This window comes from Providencia sp. M-27, from assembly GCF_011077905.1.
GTDB lineage: Bacteria > Pseudomonadota > Gammaproteobacteria > Enterobacterales > Enterobacteriaceae > Providencia > Providencia huaxiensis.
This window is the reverse complement of sequence record NZ_JAALBT010000004.1, coordinates 12509-27458: the sequence shown is the minus strand read 5'-3', so window position 1 is coordinate 27458 and position 14950 is coordinate 12509. Positions and strand designations below refer to the sequence as shown.

General features: G+C 39.3%; 14 protein-coding genes. 12 read left to right on the top strand and 2 right to left on the bottom strand.

The features are described 5' to 3' along the window. The first annotated feature begins 226 nt into the window (after window positions 1-226). From G6Q48_RS07525 to iolB, 6 genes are all read left to right on the top strand, one after another. Window positions 227-1633 carry a sugar porter family MFS transporter gene (locus G6Q48_RS07525; protein WP_102137348.1) on the top strand — a complete coding sequence of 469 codons (1407 nt, stop codon included), beginning with the start codon at window positions 227-229 and terminating at the stop codon, window positions 1631-1633. A gap of 54 nt (window positions 1634-1687) precedes the next feature. After that, window positions 1688-2116, top strand: a complete 429-nt coding sequence (locus G6Q48_RS07520; RefSeq protein WP_004262128.1) for a PTS sugar transporter subunit IIA — start codon at window positions 1688-1690, stop codon at window positions 2114-2116. Between the two features lie 315 nt (window positions 2117-2431). Beyond that, window positions 2432-3565: a Gfo/Idh/MocA family protein gene (locus G6Q48_RS07515; RefSeq protein ID WP_102137349.1), complete on the top strand. Its 1134-nt coding sequence runs from the start codon at window positions 2432-2434 to the stop codon at window positions 3563-3565. 25 nt (window positions 3566-3590) lie between these two features. Beyond that, window positions 3591-5495 (top strand): bifunctional 5-dehydro-2-deoxygluconokinase/5-dehydro-2-deoxyphosphogluconate aldolase, encoded by a 1905-nt coding sequence (locus G6Q48_RS07510; protein WP_166265474.1) that lies wholly within the window; start codon window positions 3591-3593, stop codon window positions 5493-5495. 30 nt (window positions 5496-5525) lie between these two features. Further along, window positions 5526-6419 carry a myo-inosose-2 dehydratase gene (gene iolE, locus G6Q48_RS07505; protein WP_102137351.1) on the top strand — a complete coding sequence of 298 codons (894 nt, stop codon included), beginning with the start codon at window positions 5526-5528 and terminating at the stop codon, window positions 6417-6419. 140 nt (window positions 6420-6559) lie between these two features. Then, window positions 6560-7390 (top strand): 5-deoxy-glucuronate isomerase, encoded by an 831-nt coding sequence (gene iolB / locus G6Q48_RS07500; protein WP_166265470.1) that lies wholly within the window; start codon window positions 6560-6562, stop codon window positions 7388-7390. A gap of 80 nt (window positions 7391-7470) precedes the next feature. Here the strand turns inward: iolB and G6Q48_RS07495 are convergent, their stop codons facing one another. Next, window positions 7471-8439, bottom strand: a complete 969-nt coding sequence (locus G6Q48_RS07495; RefSeq protein ID WP_102137353.1) for an FUSC family protein — start codon at window positions 8437-8439, stop codon at window positions 7471-7473. 210 nt (window positions 8440-8649) lie between these two features. Here G6Q48_RS07495 and G6Q48_RS07490 point away from each other — a divergent pair, with 210 nt between their 5' ends. Continuing rightward, complete coding sequence (locus G6Q48_RS07490) at window positions 8650-9270, top strand: malonate decarboxylase holo-ACP synthase (protein ID WP_166265467.1); 621 nt, start codon at window positions 8650-8652, stop codon at window positions 9268-9270. Window positions 9271-9410: 140 nt separating this feature from the next. On the opposite strand, the gene G6Q48_RS07485 is transcribed toward G6Q48_RS07490, so the two are convergent. Continuing rightward, complete coding sequence (locus G6Q48_RS07485; protein WP_166265465.1) at window positions 9411-10040, bottom strand: glutathione S-transferase family protein; 630 nt, start codon at window positions 10038-10040, stop codon at window positions 9411-9413. Between the two features lie 381 nt (window positions 10041-10421). Here G6Q48_RS07485 and G6Q48_RS07480 point away from each other — a divergent pair, with 381 nt between their 5' ends. The 5 genes from G6Q48_RS07480 (at window position 10422) to tehB (ending at window position 14929) form a co-directional block, all read left to right on the top strand. After that, window positions 10422-10979 (top strand): cytochrome b, encoded by a 558-nt coding sequence (locus G6Q48_RS07480; protein ID WP_166265462.1) that lies wholly within the window; start codon window positions 10422-10424, stop codon window positions 10977-10979. Between the two features lie 13 nt (window positions 10980-10992). Beyond that, entirely contained in the window at window positions 10993-11571 is a 579-nt protein-coding gene (locus G6Q48_RS07475; RefSeq protein ID WP_102137357.1) for a YceI family protein, read from the top strand. A 318-nt stretch (window positions 11572-11889) separates the two neighbouring features. Then, window positions 11890-12663 carry a topoisomerase IV gene (locus G6Q48_RS07470; protein WP_102137358.1) on the top strand — a complete coding sequence of 258 codons (774 nt, stop codon included), beginning with the start codon at window positions 11890-11892 and terminating at the stop codon, window positions 12661-12663. 174 nt (window positions 12664-12837) lie between these two features. Then, on the top strand, window positions 12838-13917 hold the full coding sequence (locus G6Q48_RS07465; RefSeq protein WP_166265459.1) for a linear amide C-N hydrolase: 1080 nt from the start codon (window positions 12838-12840) through the stop codon (window positions 13915-13917). 121 nt (window positions 13918-14038) lie between these two features. Next, window positions 14039-14929, top strand: coding sequence for an SAM-dependent methyltransferase TehB (gene tehB, locus G6Q48_RS07460; RefSeq protein WP_102137360.1), 891 nt, complete (start codon window positions 14039-14041; stop codon window positions 14927-14929). The last annotated feature ends 21 nt before the right edge of the window (window positions 14930-14950 follow it).

The window sequence follows — 14950 nt, the reverse complement described above, 5'->3', positions numbered from 1 at the left end:
GTTGTAATCTTATTTTTTTAATTTAGCTGCTGTATTTATTATTTTAAATTTGCGAAAACTATTTTTAATAAGTTTATAGAACAGGCCTAAAGCTAGCAAAGTAGCGATTCAAACCAGAGTGCCAGAAATCATTTCATTATTTAATCTTTAACATTAAACATTTATTTAAATATTGAAAAATTGTTTTTTTGGTAAGACATAATGATTCAAATAATAAGGTAATAATATGTCATTAATCATGAATCTCAATCAACAACAGAGAAAAAGGTTGCACCAAATAACCTTGGTTGCAACCTTTGGTGGATTACTATTTGGTTATGATACAGGCGTCATTAACGGTGCATTTTCATCATTGAAAGAAAACATGAGCTTAACGCCAACCACGGAAGGGCTGGTGATGAGTGTCCTATTAGTGGGCGCGGCATTAGGCAGTGTGTGTGGTGGACGTGTAGCAGATTTTATTGGACGTCGGACTTATTTGCTTTATCTCTCATTTCTGTTTTTATTTGGGGCATTTTTATCTGCAGCAGCCCCAAATATTGAAATTCTTCTTATTGCTCGGTTTATATTGGGCTTTGCGGTGGGGGGGGCCTCTGTGACGGCACCGACATTTATCTCTGAGGTGGCTCCGACTGAAATGCGGGGAAAACTCACCGGGCTAAATGAAGTTGCTATTGTTATCGGGCAGTTAGCGGCATTTGCTATCAATGCGATTATTGGTTCAATTTGGGGCCACCTTCCTGATGTTTGGCGTTATATGCTGTTAGTACAAGCTGTGCCCGCACTGTGCCTGCTATTTGGTATGTGGAAAGCGCCTGAAAGCCCGCGTTGGTTAATGAGTAAAAACCGTCGTGAAGAAGCCTTGAAAATACTAAAGCAAATTCGCCCTGAAAAGCGTGCCATTCAAGAATATGAAGATATCGTGACCTTGTTAGATGTTGAAGCTGCGGAAGCTAAACGTCATCCGAATGCCAATAAACAAAATTTAGCGTTAATTTTTAATACGCCTTGGATTTTTAAATTGGTATTAATTGGGATGGTGTGGGCGGCATTACAGCAAACGACCGGGGTTAACGTTATTATGTATTATGGTACAGAAATTCTCAAAACAGCGGGTTTTTCTGAGCAAACCTCTTTAGTTTTCAACGTATTAAATGGTGTTTTTTCTGTTGGTGGTATGGTGATAGGGGTGTTATTCCTTGTCGACAGATTTAAGCGTAAAACACTGATAGTTGGTGGTTTTGCACTAATGGCATCGCTACACTTATTGATTGCAGCAACAGATTACTTCTTAACAGGGGATGTTAAAGCCACATTAATTTGGTTACTTGGTGCGGTATTTGTTGGGGTTATGCAAGGAACGATGGGCTTTTTAACGTGGGTGGTTCTTGCCGAGCTATTCCCACTTAAAATCCGCGGGTTATCCATGGGGATCTCGGTCTTCTTTATGTGGATTATGAATGCGATTGTGAGTTATTTATTCCCTGTATTACAAGCAGAACTTGGTTTAGGCCCAGTATTCTTAATTTTTGCGGTAATAAACTACTTAGCTATCGTTTTTGTGGTGAAGTTATTGCCAGAAACATCAAACAAATCATTAGAGCAATTAGAAGAAGAGCTCTCATCAATGTAATTATTACTTATTGGTGGTGTGAATATACCTAATTAACTTAATCGAGGGTTGGATATGATAGAACAACTAACCACAAGTAATTTGCATTTAGGTTGTCAGGCAAGAAATAAAGCTGAAGTACTCAAAATGGTTGGTACGGAATTTAAAAATAAAGGTTATGTTGATAGGGACTGTGTCCATTTCTTAACGGAAAGGGAACAACAGATATCAACATTCTTGGGGAATGGTATCACATTGCCACATCTCCCTAAGTCGGCCAATGATATTATCTTGCATACTGGTGTTGAAATTTTTCAATTCCCTGATGGTGTGATATGGGACAGAACCAATGTGATGTTTATCGCAATAGGTGTGATTGCAAAATCAAGGGAACATATTGATGTACTTAGGGAAATAGCATTGATTTTTAGTGATGAATTTATTGCCAATGCATTGTCTCTGACGTCAAGTAAGGAAGAGTTTTTAAGTATTCTTCATCGCTAGTTTTTGCTTTTGAAGAGAGTATGGGATTTTTGCCGGATCCCATACTCAATAAATTTCATTTTTAGTTATTCTATTTCATTTCATTCCGCTCTATTACGTCCCTATTGTTTTCTATTCCTCTGAATTGAATGTTTATTTTCTTATATATTAACTAATTACATCAAAAGTTAACGTCAGATCACATAATGAAATTAATATTTCCAATAATATTGAAAATGAAATGAATGTTCCGTATAACATGATTATTGAAATAAAATCTGGAACGAATATTGGGCCAGCCATTGCACTACAGGAAATGAGCGAGAGGTAGAACAGATGAAAGAGATCCGTATCGGGATGATAGGTACTGGCTATATAGGGCGAGCTCATGCCATTGCTTATGCACAAGCTCCAACCGTTTTTCCATTGCAGGGGAAATTGGTTCGCGAAATGATTGCAGAAATTACCCCTGAGCTAGCACAAACCCGAGCTCAGGAAATGGGGTTTAACCGTGCAACAGATGACTGGCGCAAATTAGTTGCAGATCCAAATATTGATGTAGTGGATATTTGTTCGCCTAATTTCCTGCACAAAGAAATGGCAATGGAAGCTATCAAGCATGGTAAACATGTTTATTGTGAAAAACCATTAGCGCTCAATTCTGAAGATGCCAAAGAAATGGTCGAAGCGGCTAAAAAGGCTGGCGTCCTAACGTTAGTGGGTTTTAACTATATGAAAAACCCCACCTCGCAACTAGCCAAAGAAATTATTGCTAATGGTGAAATCGGCGAAGTTATCCATTTTTATGGCACCCATAATGAAGATTATATGGCTGACCCTAGCGCGCCAATTCACTGGCATTGTTTTAAAGAAAAAGCAGGGTTAGGTGCTTTAGGGGACTTATCTGCACACATTATCAATATGGCGCAATTCCTAGTAGGCGATATTGAAACCGTCTGTGGTGATATGGAAATTGTGATTAAACAGCGTCCTGAAAAGGCGGGTTCAACCGTTATGGTTACGGTTGAAAATGAAGACCAAGCGCATGCCATGGTACGTTTTGCTGGCGGCGCCATGGGCGTCATTGAAACTTCACGCATCGCAGCTGGCCGTAAAATGGGGCTAACCTATGTGGTGACAGGCACCAAAGGAACGCTGTCTTTCACTCAAGAACGAATGGCAGAGCTAAAGCTCTATCGTCATGATGAACCTAGCAACCGCCAAGGCTTTAAAACCATTTTTGTTGGGCCAGAGCACCCAGATTACGCGCCATTTTGTAATGGTGCGGGTCATGGTATTGGCTTCAATGACCAAAAAACGGTCGAAGTACGCGATTTAATTGATGGTGTTGCAACAGGGCAACCAATGTGGCCTGATTTTGAAGAAGGCTGGAAAGTATCACGAATATTAGACGCGATAGCACGTTCATATGATGAACAACGTTGGGTTAACGTTAAAGAAATCAATTAATTCTGTTGTAGTTAAGGGGTAATTAATGGATAAGCAGAAGAAGTTAGATGTTATCTGTATGGGCCGTATTGCCGTTGACCTGTACGGACAACAGATAGGTTCTCGTTTAGAAGATGTGAGCTCGTTTGCCAAATATTTAGGCGGCTCTTCAGGAAACGTTGCATTCGGCACTGCAATACAAGGATTGAAATCATCAATGCTTGCCCGTGTGGGGGATGAGCACATGGGGCGTTTTTTACGTGAGGAATTACAGCGTGTAGGTTGTGATACCAGCCATCTTATAACAGACAAAGACAGATTAACGGCATTAGTTATCTTAGGGATCAAAGATCAGGATACTTTCCCATTAATTTTTTATCGTGATAACTGTGCTGATATGGCGATTACGCCAAATGATTTTACGGAAGAATATATTGCATCCGCACGTTGCTTGGCAATTACAGGAACGCATTTATCTAATCCAAAAACTCGCGCTGCAGTATTGAAAGCATTGGAATATGCTAAACGTAATAACGTCAAAACAGCTATTGATATCGATTATCGCCCAGTCTTATGGGGGCTGACCTCTTTGGGTGATGGTGAAACGCGCTTTATTGCTTCCGATAGTGTCACGCAACAACTGCAAGATGTGTTATCGATGTTCGATTTGATTGTCGGGACAGAAGAGGAGTTTCATATTGCAGGTGGGACAACGGATACTGTACAAGCACTCAAGAACATTCGCCAATTAACGGGTGCGGAACTGGTGTGTAAACGTGGCTCTCTTGGCTGCTCCGTATTTAGCGGTGCGATCCCTGAAACGCTGGACGAAGGGATCACCGTTCATGGTGTGAGAGTTGAAGTACTTAACGTATTAGGTGCTGGCGATGCATTTATGTCTGGCCTACTACGCGGTTATTTAAACGGTGATGGTTGGGAAAAAGCCTGCGCCTACGCGAATGCTTGTGGGGCTTTAGTGGTTTCGCGCCATGGCTGTGCGCCTGCAATGCCAACAAAAATCGAGTTAGATAATTACCTTGAACGTGCTGCGGCAGTTCCTCGCCCAGATCTCGACCCGATGCTTAACCATTTGCACCGTGTAACCACACGCAGCACACAATGGAATGAACTTTGTGTCATGGCATTCGACCATCGCATTCAATTTGTTGACATGGCACGCCTCGCAGGGGTTGATATTTCTTGCATTCCAACCCTGAAAAAATTGATTTACCGCGCTAGTAGTGAAGTGGCCGAAGAGGCAAATCTGCAGGGGAAAGCAGGGTTACTCTGTGATAGTACATTTGGCCAAGACGTATTGAATGATGTGACCGGACGTGGTTGGTGGATAGGCCGCCCAATCGAGCTACCTGCCTCAAGACCATTATGTTTAGAGCATGGCAATATCGGCTCTCAGCTGATTAGCTGGCCAAAAGAGCATATTGTGAAATGTTTGGTATTTTTCCACCCAGAAGACAACCATCCACTGCGCTTAGAGCAAGAAAAAACCGTTCAAGAAGTGTATAGCGCATGCTGCCAATCAGGGCATGAATTATTGCTCGAGGTGATATTGCCCGCAGATATGGAACGCAACGATGAGCTGTATTTACGCGCAATCAAACGCTTCTATAACTTAGGTATCAAGCCTGACTGGTGGAAATTGCCACCACTACAAGCGGAAAACTGGGATGCCGTTGATCAATTAATTCAAGAACGTGACCCTTATTGCCGCGGTGTCGTGCTCTTAGGGCTTGATGCACCACAAGCTGAGTTACAAGCTGGTTTCAATGCAGCAGCAGGGAAATCAATCGTCAAAGGATTTGCCGTTGGCCGGACTTTATTTGGTAAGCCTTCGTTGGAGTGGATGAAAGGTGAAATCAATGACGATGAGCTGGTACAGAAAATCAAAACTAATTACTTAAACCTGATAGCCCTATGGCGTCAGCGTAAATAATATTACTTTTACCTACACAGGAGCTTCATCATGGCAATCCAACTTGGTATCAACCCGTTGACATGGACGAATGATGATTTACCCACTTTAGGGGCAGAAACGTCTCTAGAAACATGTTTAACTGAAGGCCGTCAAGCAGGTTTCGCTGGTTTTGAGTTAGGTAATAAATTTCCACGTAAAGCGGAAATTTTAGGGCCGATTTTAAAACAGCATGACTTACAACTGGTTTCAGGCTGGTATTCGGGAGAATTATTATCTCGCAGTGTGGAAGAAGAAATTGAAGCGGTACAAGAGCACTTAGCGTTATTGCGTGATTTAGGCGCTAAAGTGATGGTTTTTGCGGAAGTGACCCATTGTATTCATGGCGATCAAAATAAACCTGTTCATATGCGTCCATTGTTCCCAGCCGACCAATGGGAAGAATACGGCAAGAAACTGACTGAATTCGCAAAATATACGTTATCTCAAGGTGTGAAAATTGCCTATCACCACCATATGGGAACTGTGATCGAGTCTGCAGAGGATGTGGATAATTTAATGAAGCACACGGGTGATGAGGTCGGTTTATTGCTAGATACTGGCCATTTAACCTTTGCTGGCGCAGACCCTGTTGAAGTGGCAAAACGTTGGGCAAAACGTATCAATCACGTGCATTGCAAAGATGTCCGTGCAGATGTCCTAAAAGATGTTAAAAACCGTAAAACCAGCTTCTTAGATGCAGTATTAGCAGGGGTGTTCACGGTACCTGGAGATGGCTGTGTTAACTATCCCGAAGTGTTTAAAGTATTGAAAAATAGCCAATATGAAAATGGTTGGCTAGTGGTTGAAGCAGAGCAAGACCCTGCGATTGCACACCCATTGACTTATGCCACACTGGGTTATAAAAATCTGTCTAAGTTTGCTAAGGATGCAGGTTTAATCTAAATCGTCGTCATATTTCAGTCTGTGGCGTTGTTGGCTTCGTTTGCCAACTCTAGCCACAAACTGAAATATTTAATTGATAAAAAGGTTAGTGGCTGAAAAGAATTACCTATCTATAACCTAAAAAGTGTCAGAGGAAAGTTATGTCAAAATTACTGTCGAAATACCATGCTCCAGATGCACATAAGCGTACTCAGCATATCACTCCACAAATTGCTAGCTGGGGATATGTTCACTTTGATGTATTTGAATTAAAACAAGGCGAATCAATCTCTTTGCCTGCTTCTGAAAACGAAATGTGCTTAGTGCTGGTGGCGGGGAAAGCGACGATTAAAACGCCTAATCAAACGTTTGAAAATATTGGCGACCGTATGGAGCCTTTCGAACGCAAAAAACCTTATGCGGTCTATGTTACAGCACAAGAGTTTGCTGAAGTCATCGCAGATACTGACCTTGAATTGGCAGTTTGTAAGGCTAAAGGAAAAGGAACGTATCCAACTCGTTTAATTGGCCCTGATGATATTAGTGCGGAACAACGTGGCCATGGTTATAACAAACGCTATGTGCATAATATTTTGCCGGATGATAAAGCGGCTGACAGCTTATTAGTTGTGGAGGTCTTTACAGACGAAGGCTGCACTAGTTCTTATCCAAGTCATAAACATGACACCGATAATGAACCCAATGAAACTTATCTAGAAGAAACCTATTATCATCGTTTAAACCCATCTCAAGGTTTCTGCATGCAGCGCGTTTATACGGATGACCGAGAGTTAGATGAGTGTATGGCGGTGTATAACAAAGATGTTGTCATGGTACCGAAAGGGTATCATCCAATGGCGACTGTGGCGGGTTATGATAACTATTACCTTAATGTGATGGCAGGGCCAACACGTAAGTGGTTATTTACATGGGAAAAAGACCATAACTGGGTGAATAGCGAAGCCTATGCTGCTAAACACCGTGAAAAGTAAGTCAAAACAGTAATATGTGAATTAAGTTCTGTTATCTATCTTTGCCGGTAAATATTTACCGGCTTTTTTTATACCTAAATTTATTTTGTTTCTCTAAATAACTTCAAGATAATACTCGTCATAATGGCGATGGCTCCCCCTAAGGCAGTTTCAAGAACGCGGTCAAACAATAGTTCATAGGTTGGGTGACGCCAATATACAACGAGCTCAAGAATGGACAAAATTAAGCTTGTCACGACAAATGTCATAAATGTATATCCGTGATGAAAACTCATTGGCATTAAAAAGGCGAATACCACAACTGCAATTAAACCGATGTATGGCATAAAGGGTAAATTGAACAGAAAATATAGTAATAAGACAGAAATGAGGCTGCCTAAGACCCTCTGCAAAGTAATTTTAACGATACTTTGTGATTTTGGGTGCAATACAAAAACGAAGGTCAGTAATGTCCAATAAAAGTGCCCTAGATCTATACTGCGTGGAATGGCTAGTGTGAGTAATAACCCGAAAGTATAAATCATTGAACGTGGAATAATGTTTTTTCTTAAGGTAAACAAATTTTGTTCAACTAAAGCACTCGTAATTACGCTATGGCGTGTCATTTTATGGCTAAGGACATAATACGTAATCAACGTGACTCCACTGCCAATAATAAAGCCTAACGCTAAGCTCTTCGATATATCAGGTAATATGGTCCCAATTGTTGACATGATGATCATAAACTTCATGGTTAAATCCATCGCGGGATCTGTGCCATACAGTTGGTAATAAATGAACGAAAAAATAGCGAGATAAATATAATATGCTGTACCGAGACGTAAGGTATCGCCAATAAAAATAGCCACTAAAATCATCAACAAACAACAAGCCGTGTAGGCATAGTTTTTATATTCTTTTGCCGCATTAAATAAATTGAATGAATACAGTGTTGAGAATGTTGCCCACATTGCGGCTTGTGCATCTAAAATCACAAAAGCGGTTGCGGCACTAAAAAACATACAACTGGTAAAAATAACGCCATCGTGGATAGCAGGAAACGTTCTCATAATGCGATGCTCAAAAAAAGATACCTAACTTATTAATTAATAACATAATTAGATAATATATGGTATGAAATTTCAAGGTGAAAACTCAGTATTTATGACAAGTTATCATTAAATGGCATCAGTGAAATTGTTGGTTGCGATATTCTGTTTTTATGTGACAAAAAAGGCATAATAGGGGGGAGCAGTCGTAGCAATCATAAAGGGAATAAAATGCAAATAATTAATCCGCATGATTTTGTTTGGGTTGGTAGTAATGAAGACGTTGCGCTAGATACACTTCCAGAATGGGTCGCCTCACAGTGGAATAATAAACTCCCTCTAACTGTTTATCGAGATAAAGCAGAAAATAACAAGCTAACAGTTGCTATCAGAGGCATAAAACCACATCAACGTGTGACCACTCAGATTGAAAAATCGGCGATCACTCATATCATGAATGTTGAGTCACTGGTTGCTAATTCAGTTGAATTACAACGTTCTATGTTTATTGCATTACCGCCAGTTCAAGTTTTATGGATAATTTCACAGACTAAATGGCCTTGGCAATGGGGAGTTACAGGGAGTTGTGCTTACACTTTAGCGACAGATATTCAAAGTATGTTGTCAGACTGCGACCTTGATGTGGTCATTCGCTGCCCACATCCTCAAGAAAAAGAAGATTTTGCTGAGTTTGCTATTAAGGCGAATACTCCTTATTGCCCAATTGATATTCATATCGAAACCCCTAAAGGTGGGTTTTCATTAGCTGAGTGGTTTAAAAATGAACAAGTTACATTACATACACCACTTGGCGACGTGATGACGTCAGACCCTTGGGATGAAAAGCTATAGGCGGTTAATTGTCTGTTAAATAACCTATCGTGGTTTGAATAGCCAGCAAATTGGTTAAATATTAATTTTGATGTTCGAGCAGGTGATTTTTTTCTAATCAAATAAAATGGAGGCACATATTGCCTCCTTATTCGCCCATTTTAATGCTCAATATTCGGCTCTTGTAAGCCGGCTTCATGCCACTCTTTCATTGCGGGTAAAACTAAAATTCGGTCAACCCATTGTTTAGCCGCTGGGTTTACAGGTAAGTGATAACTGCGAATTCGGAAGGCAACTGGTGCAAAAAAAGCATCTACAGCCGTAAATTCACTACCTGCAAGCCAAGGGCCACCAAATTGGTTTAGCCCATCTTGCCATAATTTCTGCAAGCGGTTTAAGTCAGTTTGTAATTCAATTGAAATATTATTAAGTGGTGCATTATGAGCACCATCCATAGGACACTGCTGGCGTAGTGCACTAAAACCTGAGTGCATTTCTGCGCTAGCACTTCGAGCCCATGCTCTGGCTTTGCGATCTTTTGGCCAGACTTGAGGAAAGTCTTCTGCAATATATTCGCAAATGGCTAAAGAATCCCATATTGTTTGGTTTTCATCGATTAAACAAGGGACTAAACCGGTAGGGGAAAAACGACTGAATTTTTCATGGCTGCTTTTACCGTTTTCAAATAAACACAAATTTTCTTCAAACGGGATTTGTAATACCTTTAGTAAAACCCATGGGCGCAATGACCATGAAGAGTAGTTTTTATTTGCTATCCAAAGTTTATACATAGTATTTAACCTATCAGTCAGTTCGCAATATTAAAAGGAAGAATACCAATGTATGGGGAAAAAGGCAGACCTACAAATGTTATTTTATCGAAAATAGCTTATATCTATTAGGAATAAGTTAGATTTAATTGAAATTAATAAATAAATGAACTAAGTATTTAGTTACGACCATTTACAAAAGTGGAAGAATCTTTATTCAACTTTTATAATTAAAACTAGACAAAATCAAATAGTAATCTATTTTTTATTATGTTGATCGTATTTGAATATCTTCAACAAAATATTTGTTTAACTTTGGGATAGGAATAAAATTAATTTCACCTTATGATTATTACGGCTTAGTTAATAAAATATTACCTTCTTCTCTAAATGGTTTTTATCATGCAATGGAAAAATAATGCAAGCCGCTATGGGCATATCTCTTTGCTCGTACATTGGCTGGTCGCAATTGTCGTATATGGAATGTTCGCTTTAGGTTTATGGATGGTGACACTAGGTTATTATGATAGTTGGTATCATCAAGCTCCAGAGATACATAAAAGTATAGGAATATTATTATTTATTGTTATGGCATTTCGTGTGATTTGGCGATTTATTTCACCGCCACCGAAGCCATTAGCAAGCTACAGTAAATTAACGAAAGCTAGCTCTATTATTGTTCAAATTCTGATTTATATTATTTTATTCAGTATTTTGATCAGCGGTTACTTAATCTCAACCGCTGATGGACAGCCTATCAGTGTATTTGGTTGGTTTGATGTACCTGCACTATTTACTGGTGCTGCAACACAAGCGGATACCGCAGGTGAAGTTCATTTATATTTAGCTTGGGCAGTGGTTTTATTATCAGTGTTGCATGCTTTTGCAGCTTTTAAACATCACTTTTTTGATCGTGATATTACATTAAAAAGAATATTGGGTTTTAACCCCGATAAGTAACGTGGAGATAATTATGTTGAAGAAAACGGTTCTTGGTCTGGCTACTGGTGCACTTTTTTTAACGGCAGGTTCAGCATTAGCAGAAACTTACCAATTTGATAAGCAAGGCCAACACGCGTTTATTGAATTTCGTATTCAGCATTTAGGTTATAGCTGGGTATATGGTAGTTTTAAAGACTTTGATGGGACTTTTACTTATGATGCAAAAGATCCATCAAAAGATAAAGTTGAAGTGACTATCAAGACTGGCAGCATTGACACTAACCATGCAGAGCGTGATAAACATTTACGCAGTGGTGATTTCTTAAATGCAGCAAAATTCCCTGAAGCGAAATTCGTTTCAACAGAAGTGAAGAAAGACGGTGAAGCATACAAAATAACGGGTGATTTCACGTTAAACGGTGTCACTAAACCGATTACGTTAGATGCTAAATTAATGGGCGAAGGTAAAGATCCTTGGGGTGGATACCGTGCAGGTTTTGAAGCTCAAGGTAATATCAAGTTGAAAGAATTTAACATCAAATCTGATTTGGGGCCTAAATCTCAAGAAGCACAACTGTTAATTTCAGTTGAAGGTGTTCAAGTTAAATAAGATTTTTGCCATAAAAAACCTTCGGGCTTTCGAATCCTGAAGGTTTTTTTATATCCAACGTATTATAAATTGCTTCTTTGTGGCAAATTCCCTCGTCTTAACCTCGCAATTTCCTTTATTCCTATAGCTAGACGACTTTGATACAAGCTAAAATAAGCATTATCACTTTTTATAGATCAATTCATGGATTAGCGCTTTAGATACGTGAAGATTAGCGTTTTTAGATGCCATGACATTATATTCAATTAGTTTTGCAATCTATAATCAGCTTGAAAGTGTTTGTGGGGAACCGTTTTACCAAGAAAAGGCAGGGTAACTTTGAATACAAATAACTCACGTAAAACCGCATTAATTGTTAGCATTATTTTTATTGCATTTGCATTCGGTTTTTATTGGTTAAGTAAAGATAACAATGTGTTATCTACAGAAAATAATAGTGCCATTCATTCAGAAGCACTTGCTCAAGTAGAAAAAGAACTGCCGATTATCGCGACGGTTAAGAAAATAAGCCCTGAAACCTACCAAAGTTTTGAGCACTTAATTACACAGTACGACCCAGCTAATGAAGACTTACGCCGCCAACTGTTTGATCAGGTTGTTGGAAATGTCATGAAGTTAGTACTCGAACGAATGGAATATGCCTCTGATGATTCCGTGATTAATTTTACCAGTAGAGTGAATGATTACCTGAAAGTCTTATTGGAAGAAGATCCAACAGGAAAAACATGTTTTTATTCATTGTTTCCGCACCTAAGAGAAACAGCAGAAATTATTCCGCCACAAAAAAGCCAAGCTGTTTTGCTGAAGCAAATTCAGGCAACTAATGAACTCTTAATTTCCAGTGAGGAAGGCGTAAGACAGACGTTGATGTCCTCTAAAGAGTATTCGGATGAGTTAACGCAACTTGCTAGCGGTCTTTCTGCAAAGTATGGTGCAGATACTGCAATCCTTGGGAATTTAGAGGCTGGGAAGAAATCTCCTGCACTAGCTTGCCGTATTTCTATCAGCTTTTATGATGAAATATTATCGATTCCAGATAATCCGAAAAAAGCCGCATTGTTACGTTCTTTATTTTCATCAGTAAATAATTAATTCTTTCTCGCAAAATGGCACTGGTTAATATGGGTGCCATTTTGTGTCATTATTTATTATATTTCATTGTGTTAATCGCACTTTTTTTCATACATTATTCTTTGAGCATAAATAGTTCGTATTTATGTAGTATGCTTATTATGTAAATTTATTTTTAACTATTTTGGAGATGGCATGCAATTTATTAAGAAAAGTATCGTAGCACTTGCCGCAACTGCAGCGATATCAATGCCGATTACAGTTAGTCAAGCTTGTACTCGAGTTGTTTATTTAGGTGAAAATAAACAAATAATGACCGGAAGAACAATGGATTGGAAATACGATATTGGTACCAATCTATGGATCTTTCCTCGAGGCATGGAGCGTGACGGTATTGCAGGGCCTAACTCTTTAAAATGGAAATCAAAATACGGTAGTGTGATAGCCTCGGGTTATGACATTTCAACAACTGATGGAGTGAACGAGGAAGGCCTTGTTGCTAATTTACTCTGGCTTGCGGAATCAAAATACCCTCAACTCGATAACAAGCAACCTGCATTGTCGATATCTTTATGGGCGCAATATGTTCTAGATAATTATGCGACAGTAGAAGAGGCGGTAGCTGACCTAGAAAAAAATCCACTTGTCGTCGCAACGGATAATGTTCCAGGACAAGATAGACTAGCAACGTTGCATTTATCATTATCAGATGCGAGTGGCGATAGCGCAATTATTGAATATATTGATGGTAAGCAGGTCATTCATCATAGCCGCAAATATCAAGTGATGACTAACTCACCGGCTTATGAAAAGCAATTAGCAATGCAGGAATATTGGCAAGGTATTGGTGGCACTGTCATGTTACCGGGGACTAACCGTTCCGCTGATAGATTTGCTCGTGCTCAGTTTTATATTAATGCAATCCCTCAAAAAACAACACCTAATAAAGCGGTAGCTAGCGTTTTCAGTGTGGTACGTAATGTGTCCGTTCCTTACGGATTGACGTCCGAAAGTTCGCCTGAAATTTCATCTACACGTTGGCGAACATTAGTTGACCATAAACGCCAGCTCTACTTTTTTGAATCGGCATTAACGCCAAATATTTTTTGGACTGATTTAGCAAAAATTGACTTTTCGGCTGAAACGGGAAAAGTGAAGAAATTGGACCTTGGTGAAGAGCAGAGCCATATCTATTCAGGGGATGCGACCAACAGTTATGTAGTTTCAAAACCTTTTGAATTCTTAGGATTAAGCGCGGAACAATTAAGTTATTAATATCGCTTATAAAGCATATCAGCCTTCTTTACCTTTAGGGGGTTGATATGAATCAAGTCCTCGATAGTTTATTCATGAATATTTTGCAGATAGCAAACTAACGGTATAAGATGTATTTAAAATGCAACTTATTGGTGGTGATGATATGAATGATCTCGTGTGTTACAAAACTATGCCAGTTTGGAATAAAAATTCCTTACCGTTAATGTTCCAAGAGCGCCATAATACAAAAGAGGATACATACGCACAGTTGAAAGTGCTAAAAGGCTCTTTAGACTTTATCATTTTTAATGAAGATGGCAGCGAGCAACACTTTACCTTTGATATTCATAACCAACCGCCTATTATTGAGCCTCAGGTTTGGCACCGCATTTCCGCGTGTAGTGATGACATGGAGTGCCAACTCGATTTTTTATGCAAATCAGAACTGAAATTTTATAAAGAGCACGGGCTAACGACCCCACATTCAGAAGTGCGCTATTTGTGTGAGAATCACCTTAGTAAGCCATGTAAAACATTGGACTTAGGTTCAGGACGGGGCCGCAATAGTTTTTATCTTGCCTTGCAGGGGTACGACGTGACCTCGGTAGATATTAACCCTCAACATATCCAAGCGATTGACTTTGTTAAAAAACAAGCCGGAGTTGAAAATATTCATACAGCGGTTTACGACATTAATAGTCACCAGATACAAGAGGATTACGAACTTATTATTTCCACTGTTGTACTGATGTTCTTGCAAAGAGAAAAAATTGCCAATGTTATTACTAATATGCAAGAACATACTCTGCCAGGGGGAGTTAACGTTATTGTGTGTGCTGTTGAAACGCCAGATGCACCACTGGATTTAGTGCCATTCAAATGCTTCTTAAAACCAGGCGAGCTAGAAGGGTACTATAAAGATTGGGATATTTTGAAATATAATGAAAATCCTGGTCACTTACATCGCACGGATTCACAAGGTAACCGTATTAAATTAAACTTTGCGACACTCATTGCCAAGAAAAAATAAGTAAGAAACTAGCATAGGTTA

Excerpts from the sequence above, each read along its gene's own strand:
- tehB (WP_102137360.1), top strand. The coding sequence starts at position 14,039 with ATGCAACTTATTGGTGGTGATGATATGAATGATCTCGTGTGTTACAAA.
- G6Q48_RS07510 (WP_166265474.1), top strand. The coding sequence starts at position 3,591 with ATGGATAAGCAGAAGAAGTTAGATGTTATCTGTATGGGCCGTATTGCC.
- G6Q48_RS07495 (WP_102137353.1), bottom strand. The coding sequence starts at position 8,439 with ATGAGAACGTTTCCTGCTATCCACGATGGCGTTATTTTTACCAGTTGT.
- iolB (WP_166265470.1), top strand. The coding sequence starts at position 6,560 with ATGTCAAAATTACTGTCGAAATACCATGCTCCAGATGCACATAAGCGT.
- G6Q48_RS07490 (WP_166265467.1), top strand. The coding sequence starts at position 8,650 with ATGCAAATAATTAATCCGCATGATTTTGTTTGGGTTGGTAGTAATGAA.
- G6Q48_RS07515 (WP_102137349.1), top strand. The coding sequence starts at position 2,432 with ATGAAAGAGATCCGTATCGGGATGATAGGTACTGGCTATATAGGGCGA.
- G6Q48_RS07520 (WP_004262128.1), top strand. The coding sequence starts at position 1,688 with ATGATAGAACAACTAACCACAAGTAATTTGCATTTAGGTTGTCAGGCA.
- G6Q48_RS07485 (WP_166265465.1), bottom strand. The coding sequence starts at position 10,040 with ATGTATAAACTTTGGATAGCAAATAAAAACTACTCTTCATGGTCATTG.
- iolE (WP_102137351.1), top strand. The coding sequence starts at position 5,526 with ATGGCAATCCAACTTGGTATCAACCCGTTGACATGGACGAATGATGAT.
- G6Q48_RS07475 (WP_102137357.1), top strand. The coding sequence starts at position 10,993 with ATGTTGAAGAAAACGGTTCTTGGTCTGGCTACTGGTGCACTTTTTTTA.
- G6Q48_RS07465 (WP_166265459.1), top strand. The coding sequence starts at position 12,838 with ATGCAATTTATTAAGAAAAGTATCGTAGCACTTGCCGCAACTGCAGCG.
- G6Q48_RS07525 (WP_102137348.1), top strand. The coding sequence starts at position 227 with ATGTCATTAATCATGAATCTCAATCAACAACAGAGAAAAAGGTTGCAC.
- G6Q48_RS07480 (WP_166265462.1), top strand. The coding sequence starts at position 10,422 with ATGCAATGGAAAAATAATGCAAGCCGCTATGGGCATATCTCTTTGCTC.